This window comes from uncultured Roseovarius sp., assembly GCF_913057115.1.
Lineage (GTDB): Bacteria > Pseudomonadota > Alphaproteobacteria > Rhodobacterales > Rhodobacteraceae > Roseovarius.
In genome coordinates this window covers 1-19,566 of the sequence record NZ_CAJXNN010000050.1, presented here as the reverse complement: position 1 = coordinate 19,566, position 19,566 = coordinate 1, and the positions used below count along the sequence as shown (strand labels likewise).

Sequence of the window (19,566 nt, the reverse complement as noted above, 5' to 3'; positions counted from 1 at the left end):
CAAGCCAGCGTTGGATCGCCGCGCCGCGGCCCGTCGCTGTCGCGGCTTGTCACGCTTGATGAACGTCCACTCCGTCCCGCAAAGCGACCACTCCACAGGTGTAGCGCGTTCGTCTGTTGTTGGTCGTTTACGTCAGCGTCACGTTGGCTTGCGGGCTACCAGATCAATCAAAGCCGATTGCCCCTTGTGGCCTTCGCCTTCCTCGATATGCCTCTCGTAGGCGCGGCATTCCAGAATGTCCCAGTCCTCAAAGGCTTCGTGCAGCATGTCCTCGGTATACATATTCTCTGCGCAGGGTGGCCCACCTGTGCCATACTCCAATTGCTTGGGCGTATAGCCATGCAGCAGGATCAACCCACCGGGTTTGACACTTTGCTTCATTCCGCCGAACAGGATGGGGCGCGCATCTGGACCTACGAATTGAATGAAAATGCCTGCGACAAGGTCGTAGGTCTCGGGCCAGTTATGGCTGAGAACATCCACTTCGCGGAAATCCACTGTGACTTGCCTCGCCTTGGCCAGCTTGCGGGCCTTGGCGATGGCCGAGGGGGCGTATTCAAGTGCCGTGACATCAAGGCCCTTTTCGGCCATGAAGACCGAATTGCGCCCTTCGCCGTCGGCCACCGAGAGGGCCGTTGCACCCTTTGGCCCCAAAAGGTCCGCGTGGTCTTGAAGAAACGCGGCTGGTTCGGTGCCGAATACATAGTCCGGCGTTTGGAATCGGTCTTCCCACATTGGCACGCTCCGTCCGTTTGACCGCATGAAAAAGCCCCCGGGACCAGATTGACCGGGGGCCTATTTCGTACGACTCGTACGGTCCAACTTGTGAAATGGCCGATTTTCGTACGAAAACCGGGGTGTTTTCGTACGAGTCGTACGCTTGCCTTGTTACTTCGCCGCCGGGCCGATGATCATGATCATCTGGCGGCCTTCCATCTTCGGCATGTTCTCGACCTTGCCGATTTCCTTGACGTCTTCGGCCACGCGGTTGAGCAGCTCACGGCCCAGATCCTGGTGCGCCATCTCGCGGCCACGGAACCGCAGGGTGACCTTTACCTTATCGCCTTTTTCAAGGAATTTCAGGACGTTACGCATTTTCACATCATAGTCATGCGTGTCGGTGTTGGGGCGGAACTTCACCTCCTTCACCTCGATGACCTTCTGTTTCTTGCGGGCCTCGGACTCGCGCTTTTGCTGTTCGTACTTGTACTTGCCATAGTCCATGATCTTGCAGACCGGCGGATTGGCATTCGGTGAAATCTCAACCAGGTCCAACCCAGCCGCCTCCGCCATGTCCATTGCGCGGTCCGGCGAGACAACACCGACGTTCTCTCCTTCGGCCCCGATGAGCCGGATTTCAGGTGCACGGATTTTATCGTTGACGCGGGGGCCGGTATCGCGCGTGGGGGGCGCGTTGTGAGGTCTGCGGGCTATGGCTTCGTTCCTTCGATGGTTGTAGAAAGTTGAAGCCGAAAGGTAACCGCGCCGGTCCGGTGTTTCAAGCTGCAAAATCGGCTGATCTGAGCCGAAATTCAATGGTTTCCCCCTTGCCCCTTCTCTTTTCCATCGGCATTTGTAATCCCATGTGAAGCGGGGCTCCGGTTGAATGGGTGGGCCTTTATACCAAGGGGATAATGAATATGAGAAACCTGTTATGGATCATTCTGGCCGCGGTCGTTCTGATCGGTGGCTATATGCTGTTCACGGGCAAATCCGTTGAGGAGATCACCGAAACAGTGACGGGTGGCGAAGGTGTGGAAGCGCCCGAAGCCCTGAACGATGCCGCGGACGCCGCTGGTGACGCGGTCGAGGGGGCCTCGGACTCTGTGGCTGATGCGGTTGACGAAGCGGCTGAGGCCGCTGGTGAGGCCGCCGATACCGCAGCAGATGCGGCAAGCGATGCGGTTGACACGGCCACTGAAGCCGCAAACGACGCGGCGGATGCAGCGACGGATACCGCCAGCGAAGCAGTGGATGCAGCAAGTGATGCAGCATCCGATGCGGTTGATACCGCAACCGAGGCTGCTGAAGAGGCAACTGATGCCGCGACCGACATGGGTTCAGATGCCGCGGATGCCGCCGAAGAGGCTGTCGATTCGGCCACCGAAGCAGCCACGGAAACGGCAAATGACGCGGCGGAAGCTACTGAAGAGGCTGTCGATAGCGCCACGGATGCGGCAACCGAGACCGCGACGGAAGCAGCGGACGCTACCGAGGAGGCCGTGGACGGTGCAACGGATGCCGCAACCGAAACCGGAACCGATGCGGCCGAGGCCACCGAGGAAGCCGTAGACGGTGCGGCCGACGCGGCGAACGACACCATGACCGACACCATGACCGAAGGCACGGAAGCGGCCGAAGACGCCATGGAAACAACCACGGAAGATGCCACTCAAGAAGCAACCGACTCCGCGACTGACGCGGCAACCGACGCCGCTGCTGAAAGCACCGGTGGCATGGCTGATCTGCTGACTGTCGATGGCTTTGACATGTCCAAAGTGTCGGACATGATCGACAACTCTGAACTGGGTGACATGCAAAAAACTCTGCTGAAGGGGTCGCTGGATAAGGCGCAAGAAGACCCAGAAATGCTGAAAGAAGTTTTGGGCAAGGTGCGCGACGCGCTTGGCATGTAAGCCAAAAAGACCTTACAAAAAAGGAAACCCGCGCCAGTCATTGGCGCGGGTTTTTTCTTTTCTGGAAAAGGGCTTAGTCGAGGAAGGCTTTTTCCACAACATATTCCTTCGGGTCCGAATTTGCCCCCTCGCGCAGCCCGTATTCTTCGAGCATTTCCTTGATCTCAAGGTTGAAGGCAAGGTTGCCGCAGACCATGGCGCGATCGGTCTCGGGCTTGAGCGGTTCAACGCCCAGATCTTCGAACACCTCGCCCTTGCGCATCAGGTCGGTGATGCGGCCCATCTTGGGGCTCTCTTCGCGGGTGGTGGTGGGATAATAGCGCAGCTTTTCGTGGAAGCCTTCGCCGATCAATTCCTCCAGCATCTCATCGCTGCGGATGTCTTCGATCAGTTGCGCGCCATATTCCAACTCACCCACCTCGCGGCAGGTGTGAGTGATGATGACCTCGTCGTAATCCTCATAGGTCTGTGGATCACGCAGGAGCGAGGCAAAGGGCGCAAAACCGGTGCCGGTGGCAAAGAACCAGATGCGCTTGCCGGGTAATAGCGCGTCATGTACCAGCGTGCCAACGGGCTTGGGGCGCAGGATGATCTGATCACCCGGCTCGATATGTTGCAGGCGCGAGGTCAGCGGGCCGTCCTGCACCTTGATCGAATAGAATTCCAACTCCTCGTCCCAGGAGGGCGAGGCAATGGAATAGGCCCGCAGCAAGGGTTTCTCTTTGCCGGTCTTCTCATCAGTCTGCATCAAGCCGATCATCACAAACTCGCCCGAGCGAAAGCGCAGCGAGGCCGGGCGCGTCACCCGGAAGGAAAACAAGCGGTCCGTCCAATGCTTGACCTGCGTTACGGTCTGGGCATCGGGCAGGGTGGGGGTTTTGGGCACGGATTTGGCCGCGGCTTCGGTCACGTTACTGATCTCATTCATTGTGTCGCTTGCCGGTGATTTAAACCGACACCTCAGAGTAATCTTTGATTTAGGTCAGGTACAGGGCGGTTTATCCGCGCAGGCGCGATTGGTAGTCATGCGCGCGCCAATCGGCGCGGAACAGCCACTGATCCTCGGGTTGGCGGGTGGCCAGATCGTCGCTTATTTCCACCTCGTCAAAGCCTGCGCGGCGCGCCATGGCGTATTGGTCGGCGATCACATGGCCGCGTGCCCGCAGACGGCCCTTGAAGCCCATCAGGCGCAACTGCCGGGCAATGGTAAAGCCGCGGCCATCGGCAAAGCTGGGAAAATCCACGCGGATCAAGGGGATAGTGCGCAAGCGGCCTGCCAGTTCATTGGGGTCGGCACTGCTGGGCAAATCAATGCCATGGCCTTCGCGGGCATCTTCAAGGGCGGTGATCGGAGCGGTCCAATCGTCGGATTGGAAGCCTTGGTCGGTGACGATATGGGTCATGCGTTTTCTCCTGTGCGGGTGAGTTTGCCATCCTTGAAGTGGATGCCGCATTCGGTTTTGTCTTGCCCGGGCCAGCGGCCCGCGCGGGGATCTTCGCCGGGGGCAACCGACGCAGTGCAGGGTTGGCAGCCGATGGAGGGGTAGCCGCGGGCCACAAGCGGATGCTTGGGCAGGCGGTTTTCCTCCATGTAGGTGCGGATATCTTCGGGGGTCCAATGGGCCAGCGGATTGACCTTGAGGCGCTCTGTGCTGTCCTCAACCTCGAAGAAATCAAGCGCGGCGCGGGTGGCCCCTTGGAAGCGTTTGCGCCCGGTGATCCAGCCGTCGAACCCCTGCAAAGCGGTATTCAAAGGCTGGGTCTTGCGCAGGGCGCAACAGGCGTCGGTATCACGTCGGTATAACGTCTGTGTCGGGTCTGTGGCGTGCAGGGCCGCGTCACTGGCCCGGATCACCCGCACATCGCGCAGGCCCAGACGTTCGCTGACCTCCTGCTGATAGACCAGCGTTTCGGTAAAAAGCATCTGGGTGTCGATGAAGATCACCGGCGTGTCGGGTTTGGCCACGGCCACCATGTGCAACAGCACCACCGACTCGGCCCCGAAGCTGGAGACAAGCGCAAGCCTGCCCGCCTCCGGGTCGCGCAAGGCATGCGACAGCACGGAGGTGGCCGAGTGGTGCCGGTAGCGCGCGTTGAGCGCCTTGGCCCGTTGGCTCAGATCATTCGGCGGCATAGGCCTGTGCCTCGTCATAAAGGGCAGCCTTGAAGGGGGCCATGCCAAGGCGGCGGTAGGTTTGCAGGAAGGTTTCCTGCGGCCCGTCCCGATGTGCCAGATAGGCATGGACCAGCCGTTCGATCGCCGGGATGATCTCATCCGCCGAGAACCCCGGGCCGGTCCGTTGGCCCACCTCGGCGGTCTCGGTATGATCGCCGCCAAGGGTGATTTGGTAATTTTCCACACCCGCCCGGTCGAGGCCCAAAATCCCGATGTGGCCCACATGGTGATGCCCGCAGGCATTGATGCAGCCCGAGATTTTGATCTTCAGATCGCCGATTTCATGCTCCAGCTTCAGCTCGTCAAACCGGGTCGCCATCTGCTGGGCAATCGGGATCGAGCGCGCCGTGGCAAGGGCGCAGTAATCCATGCCGGGGCAGGCGATGATATCCGAGACCAGACCGATATTGGCCGTGGCCAGCCCGTGACGTTTCAGGATGCCGTGAATGCTGGGCAGGTCTGATTTATGGACATGCGGCAGGATCACGTTTTGCTCATGGCTGATGCGCAAATCATTATGGCCATAGAACTCGGCCAGATCGGCCATCACGCGCATCTGCTCGGCCGTGGCGTCGCCTGGTGTTGCACCATGTGCCTTGAGGCTGATTTGCACAATGGCGTAGCCCGGCACACGGTGTTGGGCCAAGTTGGTATCGCACCACGCCCGATAGATCGGATCGGTTTGATAGGTGGTCTCGTGCAGCGCCGTGGGCGCCTCCTTGAAAGAGGGCGCGGCGAAGGCGGCTTTGATGTCCTCGAAAAGCTGCGTGTCGATGCCGGTGAAACTGGGGCGGATGACGGCGAAGCGTTCGTCCACCCGGGCGCGGATATCGTCGATACCGTGCTCATGCACGGTGATCTTGATGCGCGATTTGTACTTGTTGTCGCGACGGCCCAGCAGGTTCCAGACGCTGACCACAGCTTCAAGATACGGCAGTAAATCGTCTTGGGCCACAAAGTCATTCAGCACCTTGCCAATCATTGGCGTCCGGCCAAGCCCGCCCCCCACGATCACGCGATAGCCAAGCACGCCATCCCGTTCGATGATTTGAAGGCCGATGTCATGCGCGCGGGTCACGGCGCGGTCATTGGGGCTTCCGGTTACGGCGATCTTGAACTTGCGCGGCAGGAATTGAAACTCCGGATGGTCGGTGGACCATTGCCGGATGAGTTCGGCCACCGGGCGCGGATCGGCCAGTTCATCGGCGGCGGCCCCGGCGAAGTGATCGGCGGTGACGTTGCGGATAGTGTTCCCGCTGGTCTGGATGGCGTGCATGTTCACCTCGGCCAAGGCATCCAGCATGTCCGGCACATCGCGCAGCTTGGGCCAGTTGTACTGGATGTTCTGGCGGGTTGTGAAATGGCCATAGCCCTTGTCCCAACGCTCGGCCAGATAGGCCAGTTGGCGCATTTGGCCGCTTTTAAGCGTGCCATAGGGGATCGCCACGCGCAGCATGTAGGCATGCAGTTGCAGGTAGAGGCCATTCATCAGGCGCAGGGGCTTGAATTCATCCTCGGTCAGCGCGCCGGAAAGGCGGCGCTCGACTTGCTGGCGGAATTGGCGGTTACGCTCGGCGACAAAACCCGCATCGAAATCGGAATAATCATACATCGGTCAGCTCTGCCTGTTTTCCATGGGGGTAGTTCGAGGGGCCGGTGCGGCGGAAATCCTCGCGGAAGTGAGTGGGCTCGGGGCCGTTGGCGCCGGGGGCCACATCGGCGAGGTAAACGCCGACAACGGTTTCGGTTTCCGCCTCGGCTTGAAGCTGGCGGAGTTGGGCGTGGGCCTCATCGGTCAGGACTTCGGCGCGTGACAGGTCGCGGGTCCATTCATCGTCTTCTGTGAGGTAGACGACATCGCCTTCGACAAGGGCATTGGCGGTGACGACCTTGGGGGTGAATTCACGAGGCATGTCAGGCAAGCTCCTGTTTGTTTTGCGAAAGTTGGGCTTGGGCTGCGCGTGGGGGCAGGCCGTAAACCATGAGGGCAGGGCCGGTGACATTGGCCGCATCAAGGTCTTGGGTCAGCTGGTCAAGCGTTGTGGAGAGCAGGCGTTGATCGGGGCGCGAGGCGTTTTCGACCACCGTGACGGGGGTGGTGCGCGCCGCGCCATGCATGATCAAGCGGCCTTGGATAAAACGCGCGGCGCGTTTGCCCATATAGATCGCGGCCACCTCGTCGGGGCGGGCCAGTGCCTGCCAATCGTGATCGGCAAAGCCCTTCATGTCATGGCCTGTCAGGATGCGGGCCGAAGCATTGCGGCCCCGTTGTGTGAGGCTCTGGCCGATGCTGGCAACACTGGCCGAGGCGGCGGTGATACCGGGGACAATGTGCCACGCGATGCCTGCGGCCTCGACCGCGTCGATCTCTTCATCCAGGCGGCCAAAGACCGTGGGGTCGCCGCCCTTGAGGCGGACCACCTGCGCGCCGGTGGCGGCGTGTTGGGTGATAAGGGCGTTGATCTCGTCTTGGGTCATGGAGGGACCAAACCCCTCTTTGCCCGCGTTGATCAACGTGGCCTCGCGCCGGGCGAGTTCGAGGATATCAGGCGTGACCAAACGGTCGTGGATCACCACATCGGCGGTATCAAGCGCCTTGCGGGCCTTGAGGGTGAGAAGCTCCGGGTCACCGGGGCCTGCGCCGACGAAGGCAACATGGCCGTCCCGCTCAGGTGTGTTTTCATATTTATGCAGAAGGGTTTGCAGGCTGTTGTGAACCTGTGCTTCGCCACCGTCCTGCATGGCCCGTGGGCCTGCGGTGAAGTAGAAATCCGCCCAGAAGTCACGGCGGCGGCGGCCCATGGGCAGCACTTCAACCGCTTTGCGGAAGGCCTTGCCGATGCGGGCCAGTGTGCCAAGCGTTGCGGGCAGGCGCGCCTCCAGATCGGCCTTGATGGCGCGGGCAAGGACCGGTGCCGCGCCTTCGGTGCCGATGGCGACGGTGACAGGGTCACGGTCCACGATGGCGGGGGTGATAAACTGGCTGTCTTCGAGGTTGTCGACGATATTGACCAAAGCGCCGTCGGCGCGGGCGATGGCGGCGGTGCGCGCGTCCTCGGTGGGGTCTTCATCAGCCGCGTAGAAAAGGGCAGCGCAGAGTGTGTCGCCGGGGGTCATGGTGCGGCGATGTAACGTTAAGCGGCCCGCTTGTGCCCATGTTTCGATCTCGGGCGTGGGGGTGGGACTGTAGACAGTGATGTGGCCTTCGGTCTTGAGCAGCAGGCGAAGCTTTGCCAAAGCGGCCTCACCACCACCGGACAAGACGATGCGACGCCCCTCAACGGCAAGAAAGATGGGAAAATGTTTCATGGCTCAGGCCCTGCGATCCGATTGACAGTGATGCCAATATAGAATTTATTCCCATTTGAAGGCTATATAGCCTATGAATTAAGAACAAATGTTCCATACAGCGGCGCGCGAATGGGGCGTGTTCCATGAAAGAGGAAAAACGCGAATGGCTGTTCGCCTAGATGAACTGGATCGGAAAATCCTTGTGCAGTTGCAGCGCGATGGCGGGCAATCTTTGGACGAGATTGCGAAGATCGTCGGAAGCTCAAAGACCCCGGTGTGGAATCGGATTCGGAAAATGCGTGAGGCGGGAATCATCAAGCAGCAGACCTTTCTGCTGGATGCTGAAGCGCTTGGCTATGAGGCGTGTTTCTTCGTCTTGATACGCACGTCAGAGCATGATGCAGCTTGGCAAGGCGCCTTCTTGCAAGCGCTTCAGGATCGTCCCGAGGTGCAGGAGGCACACCGTCTGGCGGGAGATATCGACTATATCCTCAAGGTGCGGGTGACGAATGCGCGGGCCTATGACACCTTTTATCAGGCGTTGATTTCAGAGGTGAAGGTTCACAACGTCACGGCGCTTTTGTCGATGGAAGAGATCAAATCGACCACCATGCTGCCACTGGATACTGATTAAACAGCGGCTTCCAAGGCGTTGATAATCGGAGAAAAATCGCCTTCCTTGAGGCTGGCGCCGCCGACAAGAGCACCATCCACATTGGAGACAGCGAAGATCTCTGCGGCGTTGCCGGGTTTGACCGAGCCACCATAGAGAATGCGCATGTCTTGGGCGGCTTCACCAAAACGATCGGTCAGGGATTTACGAATAAAATCATGGACTTCACCGATCTGGTCCAGCGTGGGCACCTTGCCGGTTCCGATGGCCCAGACGGGTTCATAGGCGATGACGGTATTGGCGGGTGTTGCGCCCTCTGGAGTGGAGCCGGTCAGCTGATCGCCAACGATTTCAAGAGTCTGGCCGCTTTCGCGTTGTTCGAGGGTTTCGCCGATACAGATGACGGCAATTAACCCGGCATCATGCGCGGCTTGTGCCTTTTGACGAACCAAATCATTGGTTTCATTGTGATTTTCACGACGCTCGGAATGGCCGACAATAACGGCGGTGCCGCCTGCGTCCTTGATCATCGGGGCGGAGATATCGCCGGTATGCGCACCAGACGCCTGAGCGTGACAATCCTGCGCCCCAATATCTAGTGGTTTACCGGAGGTTAAACCCGCTGACTGCATCAGCAGCGTAGCCGGGGGACAGATCAGGATATCGACGCTTGGGGCAGTGTGGGCTTCGGCGATGGCGCTGAGGTTCTCAAGCGCCGCGCGGGTGCCATTCATCTTCCAATTGCCCGCGGCAAGCTTGCGTGTCATGCGTGATCTGTCCCGTGATTATTATTGTTTTGCAAGGGGTTGTGAGGCGTTGCTCACATCCCTTCAAATTTGATGGATTCGCCGCAGCCGCAGGCCTCGGTCACGTTGGGGTTGTTGAACACGAACCCCGATTCCAGAAGAGAGGTTTGATAATCAATCTCGGTGCCGAAAAGAAACATCTGCGCCATGGGGGCGATCATCACCCGTGCGCCATCCTGTTCGACCACTTCATCGTGCGGATCGACCTCGGTGACATACTCCATGGTGTATTCCATGCCCGCACAACCACCCTTCTTGACGCCGATGCGCAGGCCTTGATGGCCATCTTTGTCCATCAGCTTGGCGATCTGGCCGGCGGCGGCAGGGGTCATGCTGACCGCTTGTTTGCCGGGAATTCCGAACATTAGGTTTTGCCTCCAACCATTTGAGTTGCTTACATAAAGCCCAATTCAAGACGGGCTTCGTCGCTCATCATGTCCATGCCCCACGGCGGATCCCAGACAAGTTCCACATCGACTTGCTTGACACCGGCGACCGGTTCGATCGCCTCGGCGACCCATCCGGGCATCTCACCTGCCACGGGACAGCCTGGCGCGGTCAGGGTCATGATCACGCGCACGGCGTTGTCCTCGGAAATCTCGATCGTGTAGATCAGGCCCAGATCATAAATATTCACTGGAATTTCAGGGTCATAGACCGAGCGGCAGGCTTCGACCAACTGATCGTAGAGCGGGTGCTCCGTGCTGGAGGGCGCGATCAGTGGGGCACCTTCGAGGGGTTCGGGGCTATGCGTCATGATACGTTCCTGCGGTTATCCTGACAGAACATATAAGATTTATAGCTCGCGGCGTCCAGTGCAGCAAAACACTTCGTACGGGTCGTACGAAAAATCCTGAGTTTCGTACGAAAATCGCCGGGGGCAGATCACCCTTCGTACGAGTCGTACGAAATTGTGGTGTCAGCCCTTGGATTTTGCCTTGGCCGCCGTGGTTTTTCGCCGGCGGATCGGGGCGGGACGCACGCGGCTTTCGATCTGGTCGTAAAGCCTGCCGACGATGTTTTTTCCGGTGGAGTTTTCGATGCCCTCGAACCCGGGGGAGGAGTTGACCTCGAGGACCTTTGGTCCCGCCTCGGAGCGCAGGAGGTCGACCCCCGCCATGTTGAGGTTGAAAGCCTTGGCGGCGCGGATCGCGGTTTCGCGTTCTTCCTTGTTGATGCGGACCGATTTGGCGGAGCCGCCCCGGTGCAGGTTGGAGCGGAAATCACCATCGGCGCCGGTGCGCTTCATGGAGGCCACGACCTTGCCGCCGATAACGAGGCAACGGATGTCTTCGCCCGCCGCTTCCTTGACGAAATCCTGAACAAGGAAATTGGCCTTCAATCCACGGAAAGCGTCGATCACGGATTCGGCGGCCTTCTTGGTTTCGGCCAGAACCACACCCTTGCCTTGAGTGGACTCGAGAAGTTTCACAATCAGGGGCGCGGTGCCCACAAGGCCAATGAGGTTGCCGGTATCCTTGGGCGAGGCGGCGAAGGCGGTGTTCGGCATGCCGATCTTGGCGCGAGCCATGATTTGGTGGGCGTAAAGTTTGTCCCGGCTGGCCGAGATCCCGTCGCTGCCGTTCACGCAATAGGTGCCAATGGTTTCGAACTGTCGGATGATGGCGGTGCCGTAGGGTGTGATCGACGCCCCGATGCGCGGGATCACCGCATCGAACCGCGGCAGGCGTTTACCGTCGTAATGCACCTCGGGGGCCATGGCGTTGATCGCCATGTAGCAGCGGGTGGTGTTGATCACCTCAACCGAATGGCCGCGTTTTTCGCCTTCTTCGACAAGGCGTCGGGTGGAGTAGTTGTCTTCGCGGGACAGCACGGCGATGCGCAGGGCACGGTTGGGTTGCGCCGCGCGCATCTTGGAGGTGTGGTAGACGTCGTAGCTGAGTTCGGGTTGCAGGAAACGGTCGGTCGCGACGATCGAGATGTGATCCTTCAGTGCCTGACGGCCAAGAAGCATTCGCGACGTCATCGACGAACGGTTGGTGAGGGTGATCTCAATGGGCCAGGCATCCCCATTCACCGACAGGGTGCTTTCGATGACATAGCGCAGTTCCTTTTCGCCGTTCGAGGAGGCGACCTCGCGCCGGTCAATGATCGGGGCGGAACAGGGGATCACCAGATCGTCGCGCCCGGGGATTGGGTGCACGGTGAAGCGCACCTTGGGTTTGGAGCTTGGCCCGAAGGTTTCGATGTCAAAGGCGTGCAGCGCGGATGTGCGCGCGCCGGTATCGACCTTGGCGCGCAGGGCAGGCACGCCCAAGTCGGGTAAGCTGATCCACTCCTCCCAGCCGAAATTCAGGGGTTCGGTGGGGGTGTCGCTATCGCTCATGGGTCAGCCTTCTTGTCATGGGGCGCGATTTGCCCGATATGGGCGCACGCAGCGTATGAGGGTCAGATGACAGCATTATTCGGCTTCGAACTCAAGGCCACTGATGGGGAGGCCCGCACTGGCGTGATTTCCACACCGAGGGGCGAGGTGCGCACACCGGCCTTCATGCCGGTGGGGACGGCGGCGACGGTGAAGGCGATGTTGCCCGAGAATGTGCGCGCCACGGGGGCCGATATCCTGTTGGGCAATACCTATCATCTGATGCTGCGGCCCACGGCGGAGCGGATTGCCCGTTTGGGGGGCTTGCATCGCTTCATGAACTGGGAGCGGCCCATCTTGACCGATAGCGGCGGGTTTCAGGTGATGAGCCTTGCGGGGCTGCGCAAGCTGAGCGAGGAGGGTGTGACCTTCAAGAGCCATATTGATGGCTCCAAGCATGAGTTGACGCCTGAGCGGTCGATGGAGATTCAGCAGCTTTTGGGCAGTGATATCGTGATGTGTTTCGATGAATGCCCGGCGCTGCCTGCCTCGGATGAGGAAGTGGCGCGTGCCATGCGCTTGTCGATGCGGTGGGCGGCGCGGTCGAAGGAGGCCTTTGGCGATCGGCCCGGTCATGCGCTCTTTGGGATCATGCAGGGGGGCGTGAACCCGGAGTTGCGCGAGGAATCGGCGCAGGCGCTGAAAGAGATTGGCTTTGACGGCTATGCGATTGGTGGGTTGGCCGTGGGGGAGGGGCAGGAGGCGATGTTCGGGGTTCTGGACTATTCGCCGGGGTTCCTGCCGCAGGATAAGCCACGGTATTTGATGGGGGTGGGCAAGCCCGATGATATTGTCGGCGCGGTCAAGCGCGGGGTGGATATGATGGATTGCGTTTTGCCCTCGCGGTCGGGCCGCACGGGGCAGGTCTTCACCCGCCACGGGCAGCTCAACATCAAGAACGCGCGGCATCAGGACGACCCGCGCCCCTTGGATGAAGAGTGCACCTGTCCCGCCTGTCGCAACTATTCGCGCGCCTATCTGCATCACGTCTATCGCAGCCAAGAGATCATCAGTTCGATGCTGCTGACGTGGCATAACCTGCATTATTACCAGCAGATCATGGAGGGGATGCGGCAGGCGATTGCCCAAGGGCGGTTTGCCGAGTGGGAGGCCGCGTTCCACAAGGGCCGCGAGGCCGGGGATATCGAGCCGCTTTAGGCGGCTTCGCGCTTTTCCAGTCGGGCCAGTTCCTGATCCGTGAGGCGGCCAAGGCCGTCGTCGATCCAGGTGGTCCACACCGTGCGCCATGGTTGGTTGACGCATTGCAATGTGCGTTCAATGACGCGGTGGCGGCCCTTGTCGATGAACCGAAGTGTTGCGGTCCCGGCTGTTCCCGGCGAGGGATCGGTTCCAACCACGGACCATTTGAACCCAACCTCATGCGGCGGTTCAAAGCACCAGTATTCGTGTTTTTCGGTGAAGGTTACCCCGGGCTGCATCTCGGCGAGGATATGCGTGATTCTTGGGTGATCTGTTTCTGAGATGACCTTGTTCTTAAGGTCGGAGTGGTAGAGGTGTTCGCGCCCCTGGGCGAGGGTGAAACCGTCCCAGAGCCTTTGCTGCGACAGGTGGCTTCTGGCGCGGCCTTTGAGCGGGTGGCGATTGGTGTAGAACAGTTTGTCGGACCACGTGGCGTAAAGCAGGCGGTTGATCGCGAAGCCGATGCAGAAAAAGACGAAGACAAACCAGAGGGCCGATGGGCCCAATAATCCGTACAGCAGGTTCGCGCGATCATAAACCGTGCCGAGGGCGGCAAAGAGGATCAACGCGATGGCGTTGGATTCCATCGAAAAGCGCGCAAAGGGCAAACACAGCGAAATGAGCGGCATGAAAACCCCAACCCCGATCATGAAAGCCAAACCCGCGATCAAAGGGAAGGGAAGGCCATAGGGGCGGGCGCTGTAGGAATGGAAGGTGAGAGCACCCGCGGCAAAAAGCAGGATCAGGCAGAGCGCATAACGGCGGCGGTCACGATAAAGCCGCGACTTGAGGGTCCGGATCATGGGCGTTTGACCATCTGCGCCCCTTGCAAGGACCAATCGCGGCGGCCGGTGAGGCGGGCACGGAGGCTGGCCAATGTGTCGCGAAAGGTATGGCCAAGGTAAAAGAACAGGCGTTGCCCCAAAGGAACGTTTTCAAAGGCTTGGCTGTAGGTGACGCGGCATCGGCCCTCGTCCAGCTTGGTCAGACGGATGTCGAACACCGCAGTTGGTGTTGGCGAGCCTGACATGGCTTCGGTGCGAAAGCGGGCGTGGGTTGGATAGGTCTTTTCCTCGTAGGTCACGGTGGCAAGATCATCCTTGGCAGCCCCGCGGCGTGGCAAACTCAGGGCGAAATCGGCGGTTGAGCCTTCGGGGGCGGGCAGGATGGTGGCGCCGGGCCAGTAATACTCGGAGATCTGGCCGGGTGTCGGGCAGAGGCGTGGCCAAAGCTCTTCGGGGGTGCCGGGCAGGGTGAGAAAGCCGGTTTTCGGCGCCACGTCGCGGCGGGCAAAACCGCTTAGCCAAGGGCCGTAAAGCAGACGTTCGATCACAAGGAACAGGGCCAGCAAGACAAGGCAATCGGCCCAGAAGGGCGCGTCGACGCTGCGCAAGAACGGTTGCAGCAAGGCCATGACGAGGAAGGTCAAAAGCCAGAGTTCAACCACGGGCAGGAGGCCGGGCAAAAGCAGTGTTATAACAATCAATGGCAGGCCGATCACGAGGATGAGCAAGATAAGCCATGTGAGCGGGCCAAGGACAGGGTGATAAAGCCCCTCGGGAATGTCGATCGGTGTTGTAAGCCAGGCCAAGGCGATCATGACCGTGAAAATCACGCTGGCAAGGAGGAAACGTCGGTATTGGCGGGCAATGCGTGCAAACATGATAAGCGTATTGTTGATTGATGAGACACGCGCAGATTGTCCGACGATTGTGGCAAGCCTTGGGTCGCAACGGGACAGTTTGCGGGCCGTTTCAAGAAATTCGCCTGCCTGCGCGGCGCTTTGCGGGAATTGACGCGAATGCGGAGCAATGAGGTCTTGTGGCGCTGCGCCTGCGCGGGCAAACTGTGCTGCAATTGGTTGAAACGGGTGGGCCTGCGCCCCAAGTTAACACCTAGGAAACGCGGAGGTGGGCGCGGCTGCCTGTGACAGGGGCCCGGATCACCTGCCAAGAACGAAGGAAACGAGCATGCAAGAGCCTCTCAACGCATCTTACCCCGTGCTGCCGCTGCGCGATATCGTGGTGTTCCCACATATGATCGTGCCGCTGTTCGTGGGCCGTGAAAAGTCGGTCCGGGCACTGGAAGAAGTGATGCAGGACGACAAGCATATCCTGCTGAGCAGTCAGATCGACGCCAGCGAGGATGACCCTGCGAGCGATGGAATTTATAACAGTGGTGTGCTGGCCAATGTGCTGCAACTGCTGAAACTGCCCGATGGCACCGTCAAGGTGCTGGTCGAGGGTGTGTCGCGGGTTCGGATCACCGAGTATCTGGAAAACGACAACTATTTCGAGGCGCGGGCGGAATATCTGACCGAGATGCCGGGCGATCAGGCGACGATTGATGCGCTGTTGCGCACCGTCAGCGACGAGTTCGAGCGCTATGCCAAGGTGAAAAAGAACATCCCCGAGGAAGCGTTGGCTGCGGTCAGTGAATCCGAGGAACCCGCGAAGCTGGCCGATCTGGTGGCCGGGCATCTGGGCATCGAGGTGGAGCAAAAGCAAGACCTGCTTGAAACGCTGAGCGTGAGCGAGCGTTTGGAGAAGGTCTATGGCCTGATGCAGGGCGAGATGAGCGTTTTGCAGGTCGAGAAGAAGATCAAGACGCGCGTCAAAAGCCAGATGGAGCGCACCCAGCGTGAGTACTATTTGAATGAGCAGATGAAGGCCATTCAGAAGGAGCTTGGCGATGGTGAGGACGGCGAAGGCGAAATTGCCGAGCTGGAAAACCGCATTGCCGAAACCAAGCTGTCCAAGGAAGCGCGTGAGAAGGCCGAGGCGGAACTCAAGAAGCTCAAGAACATGAGCCCGATGAGCGCCGAGGCCACGGTTGTGCGCAACTATCTGGATTGGATGCTGTCGATTCCGTGGGGCAAGAAATCCCGCGTGAAGAAGGACTTGAGCCGCGCCGAGAAAATCCTTGATACCGACCACTATGGCCTTGAGAAGGTCAAGGAACGGATTGTCGAGTATCTGGCGGTGCAACAACGCTCGAAAAAGCTCAAGGGGCCGATCATGTGCCTTGTGGGCCCTCCGGGTGTGGGCAAAACCTCGCTCGGGGAGAGTGTTGCGCGGTCGACAGGGCGCGAGTTCATCCGCATCAGCCTTGGCGGCGTGCGCGACGAGAGCGAAATCCGTGGTCACCGCCGGACTTACATCGGGTCGATGCCCGGTAAGATCATTCAGGCGCTGAAAAAGGCCAAGACGACCAACCCGCTGATCCTGCTCGATGAGATCGACAAGATGGGGCAGGATTTCCGGGGTGACCCGGCGAGCGCCATGCTGGAGGTGCTGGACCCCGAGCAAAACGCGACCTTCGTGGACCACTATTTGGAGGTGGAATACGACCTGAGCGATGTGATGTTCCTGACCACGGCGAACAGTTACAACATGCCGGGGCCGCTTCTGGACCGGATGGAGATCATTCCGCTGGCGGGCTACACCGAGGATGAAAAGCGCGAGATCGCCAAGCAGCACCTGCTGCCCAAGCAGATCAAGAACCATGGCCTGAAGAAGGGTGAGTTCGATCTGACTGACGCGGCGCTGACCGACATTATCCGGCATTACACCCGTGAAGCCGGTGTGCGGAACCTCGAGCGTGAATTGGCCAAGGTTGCGCGGAAAGCGGTGACCAAGATCATCAAGAAAGAGGCCGAAACCATCAAGGTGACGCCGGACAACCTTGGTGATTTCCTGGGCGTCAAGAAGTTCAAATATGGCCTTGCCGAAGAGAAGGATCAGGTGGGGGTTGTCACAGGCCTTGCCTATACTTCGGTCGGAGGCGAGTTGTTGAACATCGAGGCGGTGCGCCTGCCCGGTAAGGGCCGGATGAAAACCACCGGCACGCTTGGCGATGTGATGAAGGAAAGCATCGACGCGGCCTCAAGCTATGTGCGGTCGATCAGCCCCGAGATTGGGGTGAAGCCGCCGAAGTTCGAGAAGTGGGATATCCACGTGCACGTCCCCGAAGGCGCCACGCCGAAGGACGGGCCAAGTGCCGGTTTGGCCATGGTCACCTCGATCGTGTCGGTCCTGACGGGTATTCCGGTGCGCAAGGACATTGCCATGACCGGTGAGGTCACCTTGCGGGGCAATGCGCTTGCCATTGGCGGCTTGAAAGAGAAGCTGTTGGCGGCCTTGCGTGGCGGGATCAAGACCGTTCTCATTCCGCGCGAGAACGAGAAGGACCTGACCGAGATCCCTGACAACGTGAAAGAGGGCTTGGATATTATCCCCGTGGATCACGTGCGCGATGTTCTGAAACTGGCCTTGGTGCGTGCGCCCGAGCCGGTGGAGTGGGACGAGGAGGCGGAGGAAGCCGCCGCTGCTGAAGCCGCTTTGAAAAGCGGGGAAGGTGCGGGCGCAACGGCGCATTAAGGCCTGTCGGTAAAACGCATCAAGCCCCGTCGGAGTATCCGGCGGGGTTTTTCCCTTGGCTCTGGTCCTTCTGTCGCTTGAGGCGGTTGCCTTGGCGATCAGGACCCCATGCCGATGAGCATCAGCGATACGGTCAACATGGCAAGAAGGGCCTGCATGTCAGCCGACGAAGAGCTTTGCGTGGTGTCTTCGACGACCACTTCAGGCTCGACTACGGGGTCTGAAAGGCTTCCCGCGGTCGCGGGAGCGGCAAGGCTGAGGCTTGCGGCGCAAACGAAGGCTGCAATAGTTTTTTTCACGTTAGAATTCCCCCAATTAGAGTGTGTGAAATTTAGCGCCGTAGTGCACGAAGCGTCAACCGATCCTTGGCATTGTCGACCTTATTGCAGTACGCTGTTGCGTATTGAGCAACAATTGAGGCCGATATGAGCACGCGCAGCAAAACAACTGCAACAACACGGACAAAGAGCCCGACAAGCCGTCGCAAGTCGACCAAAGCGCCCGTGTCCCGCACACGCAAGACGGCCTCTGCTGCCGCGAAGAGCGGTGCAAGCAAACCTGCGTCGCCGGCGGCCAAGGCGACCGTTGTCACCGATACGACACCGACCACGACCGCGCCGATGATGAAGAAGAGGGAACTTCTCGAGCTCGTTGTTGAACGGTCGGGCGTGCGCAAGAAGTTTGCCAAGCCCGTTGTCGAAGCGATGATCACGGTTTTGGGAGAGGCGATTGCCGAGGGCCGTGATTTGAACCTTCCTCCCATGGGCAAGATCAAGCAACAGCGCACGAAGGACGCATCGAACGTGCGGGTGACGGTGGCCAAGATTCGCCAAAACAAACCCGATAGCGACGCGGCAAGCGATAGCGGTGAAGAAAAACCGAAGCCGGGTGTTGCAGAGGCCGCTGAGTAACGCTAATGAACCGCGCAACGGGTGATTAGCTCAGTGGTAGAGCGCTTCGTTCACATCGAAGATGTCAGGAGTTCGAATCTCTTATCACCCACCATGGATTAAGAAAGGCGCGTCCCGATCCCGGTGACGCGCCTTTTTGTTTTTATGCCGTTTAGAATAAGCAGCGGCTTACCCTGGAGTTATGGCTTCCATAACCGGAGGGGCCGAACCGCCACCGCCGCCGCCAGCCGTTGCCAAGGCTGTGACGAAAACGATGCCCAGTAATATCCAGAGTGTTGCCTCGGGGCTGATACTGCCTTCTGGTACGCTTCCTTGAGTCGACACGGTGGCTTGCTGTATCTGTTCGGCGCTCATCTTGGCCGTTTCCTGCGCCTTAACGGCGCCTGTGAAGGCAATGAGGATGGCAATTGCCGCCGCGGTAAAGAGATTCTTCATGATGTCCCCCAATTTGGTTGGCCCTCATGAGAAATACTGAAAAAACAGTACTTTATAACCCTTATCTCAACAAGGTAGTTAAACCGTAACACATAGAACCTCGTGTCCAAAATACTCTCTAAATGGTCGCGAGCGGGAAGCGTGTTTCAACCCGGGCGGGAGTTTGGAGGCATGGCTTTGGCTTTGAACAAGACCCCTTGCGCAATGCCAAAAGCCGGGCTAAATACGCGCGCATCGGGTCGTTAGCTCAGTTGGTAGAGCGCTTCGTTTACACCGAAGATGTCGGGAGTTCGAGCCTCTCACGACCCACCATTTTCCCAATGCGCGCGTCGGGCTCAGAAGAACGGCGACATCTGATCCAAGCGTTGCAACCAGCCGTCGCCCGAGACGGCAAGCGCGAAGATGGCCGGAAGCACGACGAGAAACCCCGTGACGAAGAGCATTGCGGTGCCGAAGCCCTTGAACATATTGAATTTCCTCCTTCATGTGATTTGATGCAAAGCGTGAATTAGGAGGCCTTTGTCGGCTGGCAACTTTAAGGCGGCAGCTGCGCCGGAATGCCGCGCCGGGCGAGGCGAGTGAAAAATACGCCATATAGGTAAAAGAGGCGCTTGACGGGGGCAGACGGGCGGCGTAAACCGCCCTTCACGCAGCGGGCGGTTGTAGCTCAGTTGGTTAGAGTGCCGGCCTGTCACGCCGGAGGTCGCGGGTTCGAGCCCCGTCAACCGCGCCA

The 19,566-nt window shown here is 59.4% G+C and carries 22 protein-coding genes and 3 tRNA genes; 8 read left to right on the top strand and 17 right to left on the bottom strand.

Going from position 1 to position 19,566, the window contains the following annotated elements:
• Positions 1-138 precede the first annotated feature (138 nt).
• The gene (locus QZ498_RS15625; RefSeq protein ID WP_294623902.1) at positions 139-735 is read right to left on the bottom strand and encodes a methyltransferase domain-containing protein; all 597 of its coding nucleotides are present in this window, start codon (positions 733-735) and stop codon (positions 139-141) included.
• Positions 736-888: 153 nt separating this feature from the next.
• Complete coding sequence (gene infC, locus QZ498_RS15620) at positions 889-1,434, bottom strand: translation initiation factor IF-3 (protein WP_294623904.1); 546 nt, start codon at positions 1,432-1,434, stop codon at positions 889-891.
• A gap of 206 nt (positions 1,435-1,640) precedes the next feature.
• Here infC and QZ498_RS15615 point away from each other — a divergent pair, with 206 nt between their 5' ends.
• The gene (locus tag QZ498_RS15615) at positions 1,641-2,636 is read left to right on the top strand and encodes a translation initiation factor 3 (protein WP_294623900.1); all 996 of its coding nucleotides are present in this window, start codon (positions 1,641-1,643) and stop codon (positions 2,634-2,636) included.
• 73 nt (positions 2,637-2,709) lie between these two features.
• Here the strand turns inward: QZ498_RS15615 and QZ498_RS15610 are convergent, their stop codons facing one another.
• The 6 genes from QZ498_RS15610 to cysG form a co-directional block, all read right to left on the bottom strand.
• Positions 2,710-3,564 carry a ferredoxin--NADP reductase gene (locus QZ498_RS15610; protein WP_294623898.1) on the bottom strand — a complete coding sequence of 285 codons (855 nt, stop codon included), beginning with the start codon at positions 3,562-3,564 and terminating at the stop codon, positions 2,710-2,712.
• Between the two features lie 70 nt (positions 3,565-3,634).
• Complete coding sequence (locus QZ498_RS15605) at positions 3,635-4,039, bottom strand: DUF934 domain-containing protein (RefSeq protein ID WP_294623896.1); 405 nt, start codon at positions 4,037-4,039, stop codon at positions 3,635-3,637.
• On the bottom strand, positions 4,036-4,770 hold the full coding sequence (locus QZ498_RS15600) for a phosphoadenylyl-sulfate reductase (RefSeq protein ID WP_294623894.1): 735 nt from the start codon (positions 4,768-4,770) through the stop codon (positions 4,036-4,038). Before QZ498_RS15600 ends, QZ498_RS15605 begins: the two co-directional genes overlap by 4 nt.
• The gene (locus tag QZ498_RS15595) at positions 4,757-6,424 is read right to left on the bottom strand and encodes a nitrite/sulfite reductase (protein ID WP_294623892.1); all 1,668 of its coding nucleotides are present in this window, start codon (positions 6,422-6,424) and stop codon (positions 4,757-4,759) included. Before QZ498_RS15595 ends, QZ498_RS15600 begins: the two co-directional genes overlap by 14 nt.
• Complete coding sequence (locus QZ498_RS15590) at positions 6,417-6,725, bottom strand: DUF2849 domain-containing protein (RefSeq protein WP_294623890.1); 309 nt, start codon at positions 6,723-6,725, stop codon at positions 6,417-6,419. The genes QZ498_RS15595 and QZ498_RS15590 overlap by 8 nt, the downstream gene beginning before the upstream one ends.
• A gap of 1 nt (position 6,726) precedes the next feature.
• Entirely contained in the window at positions 6,727-8,121 is a 1,395-nt protein-coding gene (cysG, locus tag QZ498_RS15585) for a siroheme synthase CysG (RefSeq protein WP_294623888.1), read from the bottom strand.
• Positions 8,122-8,266: 145 nt separating this feature from the next.
• Between cysG and QZ498_RS15580 the strand changes: the two genes are divergently transcribed.
• The gene (locus tag QZ498_RS15580) at positions 8,267-8,737 is read left to right on the top strand and encodes an Lrp/AsnC family transcriptional regulator (protein WP_294623886.1); all 471 of its coding nucleotides are present in this window, start codon (positions 8,267-8,269) and stop codon (positions 8,735-8,737) included.
• Here QZ498_RS15580 and tpiA read toward each other — a convergent pair.
• From tpiA to rimK, 4 genes are all read right to left on the bottom strand, one after another.
• Complete coding sequence (tpiA, locus tag QZ498_RS15575; RefSeq protein ID WP_294623884.1) at positions 8,734-9,483, bottom strand: triose-phosphate isomerase; 750 nt, start codon at positions 9,481-9,483, stop codon at positions 8,734-8,736. The genes QZ498_RS15580 and tpiA overlap by 4 nt on opposite strands.
• Positions 9,484-9,536: 53 nt before the next feature.
• A complete protein-coding gene (locus QZ498_RS15570) occupies positions 9,537-9,887 on the bottom strand; it encodes an iron-sulfur cluster assembly accessory protein (RefSeq protein WP_294623882.1) in 351 nt (116 codons plus the stop codon).
• A 29-nt stretch (positions 9,888-9,916) separates the two neighbouring features.
• Entirely contained in the window at positions 9,917-10,279 is a 363-nt protein-coding gene (locus QZ498_RS15565) for an SUF system Fe-S cluster assembly protein (protein WP_294623880.1), read from the bottom strand.
• A gap of 162 nt (positions 10,280-10,441) precedes the next feature.
• Positions 10,442-11,869: a 30S ribosomal protein S6--L-glutamate ligase gene (rimK, locus tag QZ498_RS15560; protein ID WP_294623878.1), complete on the bottom strand. Its 1,428-nt coding sequence runs from the start codon at positions 11,867-11,869 to the stop codon at positions 10,442-10,444.
• Positions 11,870-11,935: 66 nt separating this feature from the next.
• On the opposite strand from rimK, the gene tgt reads away from it, so the two are divergent.
• Positions 11,936-13,066 carry a tRNA guanosine(34) transglycosylase Tgt gene (gene tgt, locus QZ498_RS15555; RefSeq protein WP_294623876.1) on the top strand — a complete coding sequence of 377 codons (1,131 nt, stop codon included), beginning with the start codon at positions 11,936-11,938 and terminating at the stop codon, positions 13,064-13,066.
• Here the strand turns inward: tgt and QZ498_RS15550 are convergent.
• Both QZ498_RS15550 and QZ498_RS15545 read right to left on the bottom strand, forming a co-directional pair.
• Complete coding sequence (locus QZ498_RS15550) at positions 13,063-13,911, bottom strand: hypothetical protein (protein ID WP_294623874.1); 849 nt, start codon at positions 13,909-13,911, stop codon at positions 13,063-13,065. The genes tgt and QZ498_RS15550 overlap by 4 nt on opposite strands.
• Positions 13,908-14,771 carry a hypothetical protein gene (locus tag QZ498_RS15545; protein WP_294623872.1) on the bottom strand — a complete coding sequence of 288 codons (864 nt, stop codon included), beginning with the start codon at positions 14,769-14,771 and terminating at the stop codon, positions 13,908-13,910. The genes QZ498_RS15550 and QZ498_RS15545 overlap by 4 nt, the downstream gene beginning before the upstream one ends.
• Positions 14,772-15,078: 307 nt before the next feature.
• Here QZ498_RS15545 and lon point away from each other — a divergent pair, with 307 nt between their 5' ends.
• Positions 15,079-17,487, top strand: coding sequence for an endopeptidase La (gene lon, locus QZ498_RS15540; RefSeq protein WP_294623870.1), 2,409 nt, complete (start codon positions 15,079-15,081; stop codon positions 17,485-17,487).
• A gap of 98 nt (positions 17,488-17,585) precedes the next feature.
• On the opposite strand, the gene QZ498_RS15535 is transcribed toward lon, so the two are convergent.
• Positions 17,586-17,786: a hypothetical protein gene (locus QZ498_RS15535; protein ID WP_294623868.1), complete on the bottom strand. Its 201-nt coding sequence runs from the start codon at positions 17,784-17,786 to the stop codon at positions 17,586-17,588.
• A gap of 126 nt (positions 17,787-17,912) precedes the next feature.
• On the opposite strand from QZ498_RS15535, the gene QZ498_RS15530 reads away from it, so the two are divergent.
• Positions 17,913-18,398: an HU family DNA-binding protein gene (locus QZ498_RS15530; protein ID WP_294623866.1), complete on the top strand. Its 486-nt coding sequence runs from the start codon at positions 17,913-17,915 to the stop codon at positions 18,396-18,398.
• 19 nt (positions 18,399-18,417) lie between these two features.
• Positions 18,418-18,492: transfer RNA gene (locus tag QZ498_RS15525), tRNA-Val, on the top strand.
• A gap of 74 nt (positions 18,493-18,566) precedes the next feature.
• Here QZ498_RS15525 and QZ498_RS15520 read toward each other — a convergent pair.
• Complete coding sequence (locus tag QZ498_RS15520) at positions 18,567-18,833, bottom strand: hypothetical protein (RefSeq protein WP_294623864.1); 267 nt, start codon at positions 18,831-18,833, stop codon at positions 18,567-18,569.
• Between the two features lie 236 nt (positions 18,834-19,069).
• Between QZ498_RS15520 and QZ498_RS15515 the strand changes: the two genes are divergently transcribed.
• Positions 19,070-19,145 (top strand) — tRNA-Val (locus tag QZ498_RS15515).
• Between the two features lie 23 nt (positions 19,146-19,168).
• Here the strand turns inward: QZ498_RS15515 and QZ498_RS15510 are convergent.
• Positions 19,169-19,300 carry a hypothetical protein gene (locus QZ498_RS15510; RefSeq protein ID WP_294623862.1) on the bottom strand — a complete coding sequence of 44 codons (132 nt, stop codon included), beginning with the start codon at positions 19,298-19,300 and terminating at the stop codon, positions 19,169-19,171.
• A 189-nt stretch (positions 19,301-19,489) separates the two neighbouring features.
• On the opposite strand from QZ498_RS15510, the gene QZ498_RS15505 reads away from it, so the two are divergent.
• Positions 19,490-19,566: transfer RNA gene (locus QZ498_RS15505), tRNA-Asp, on the top strand.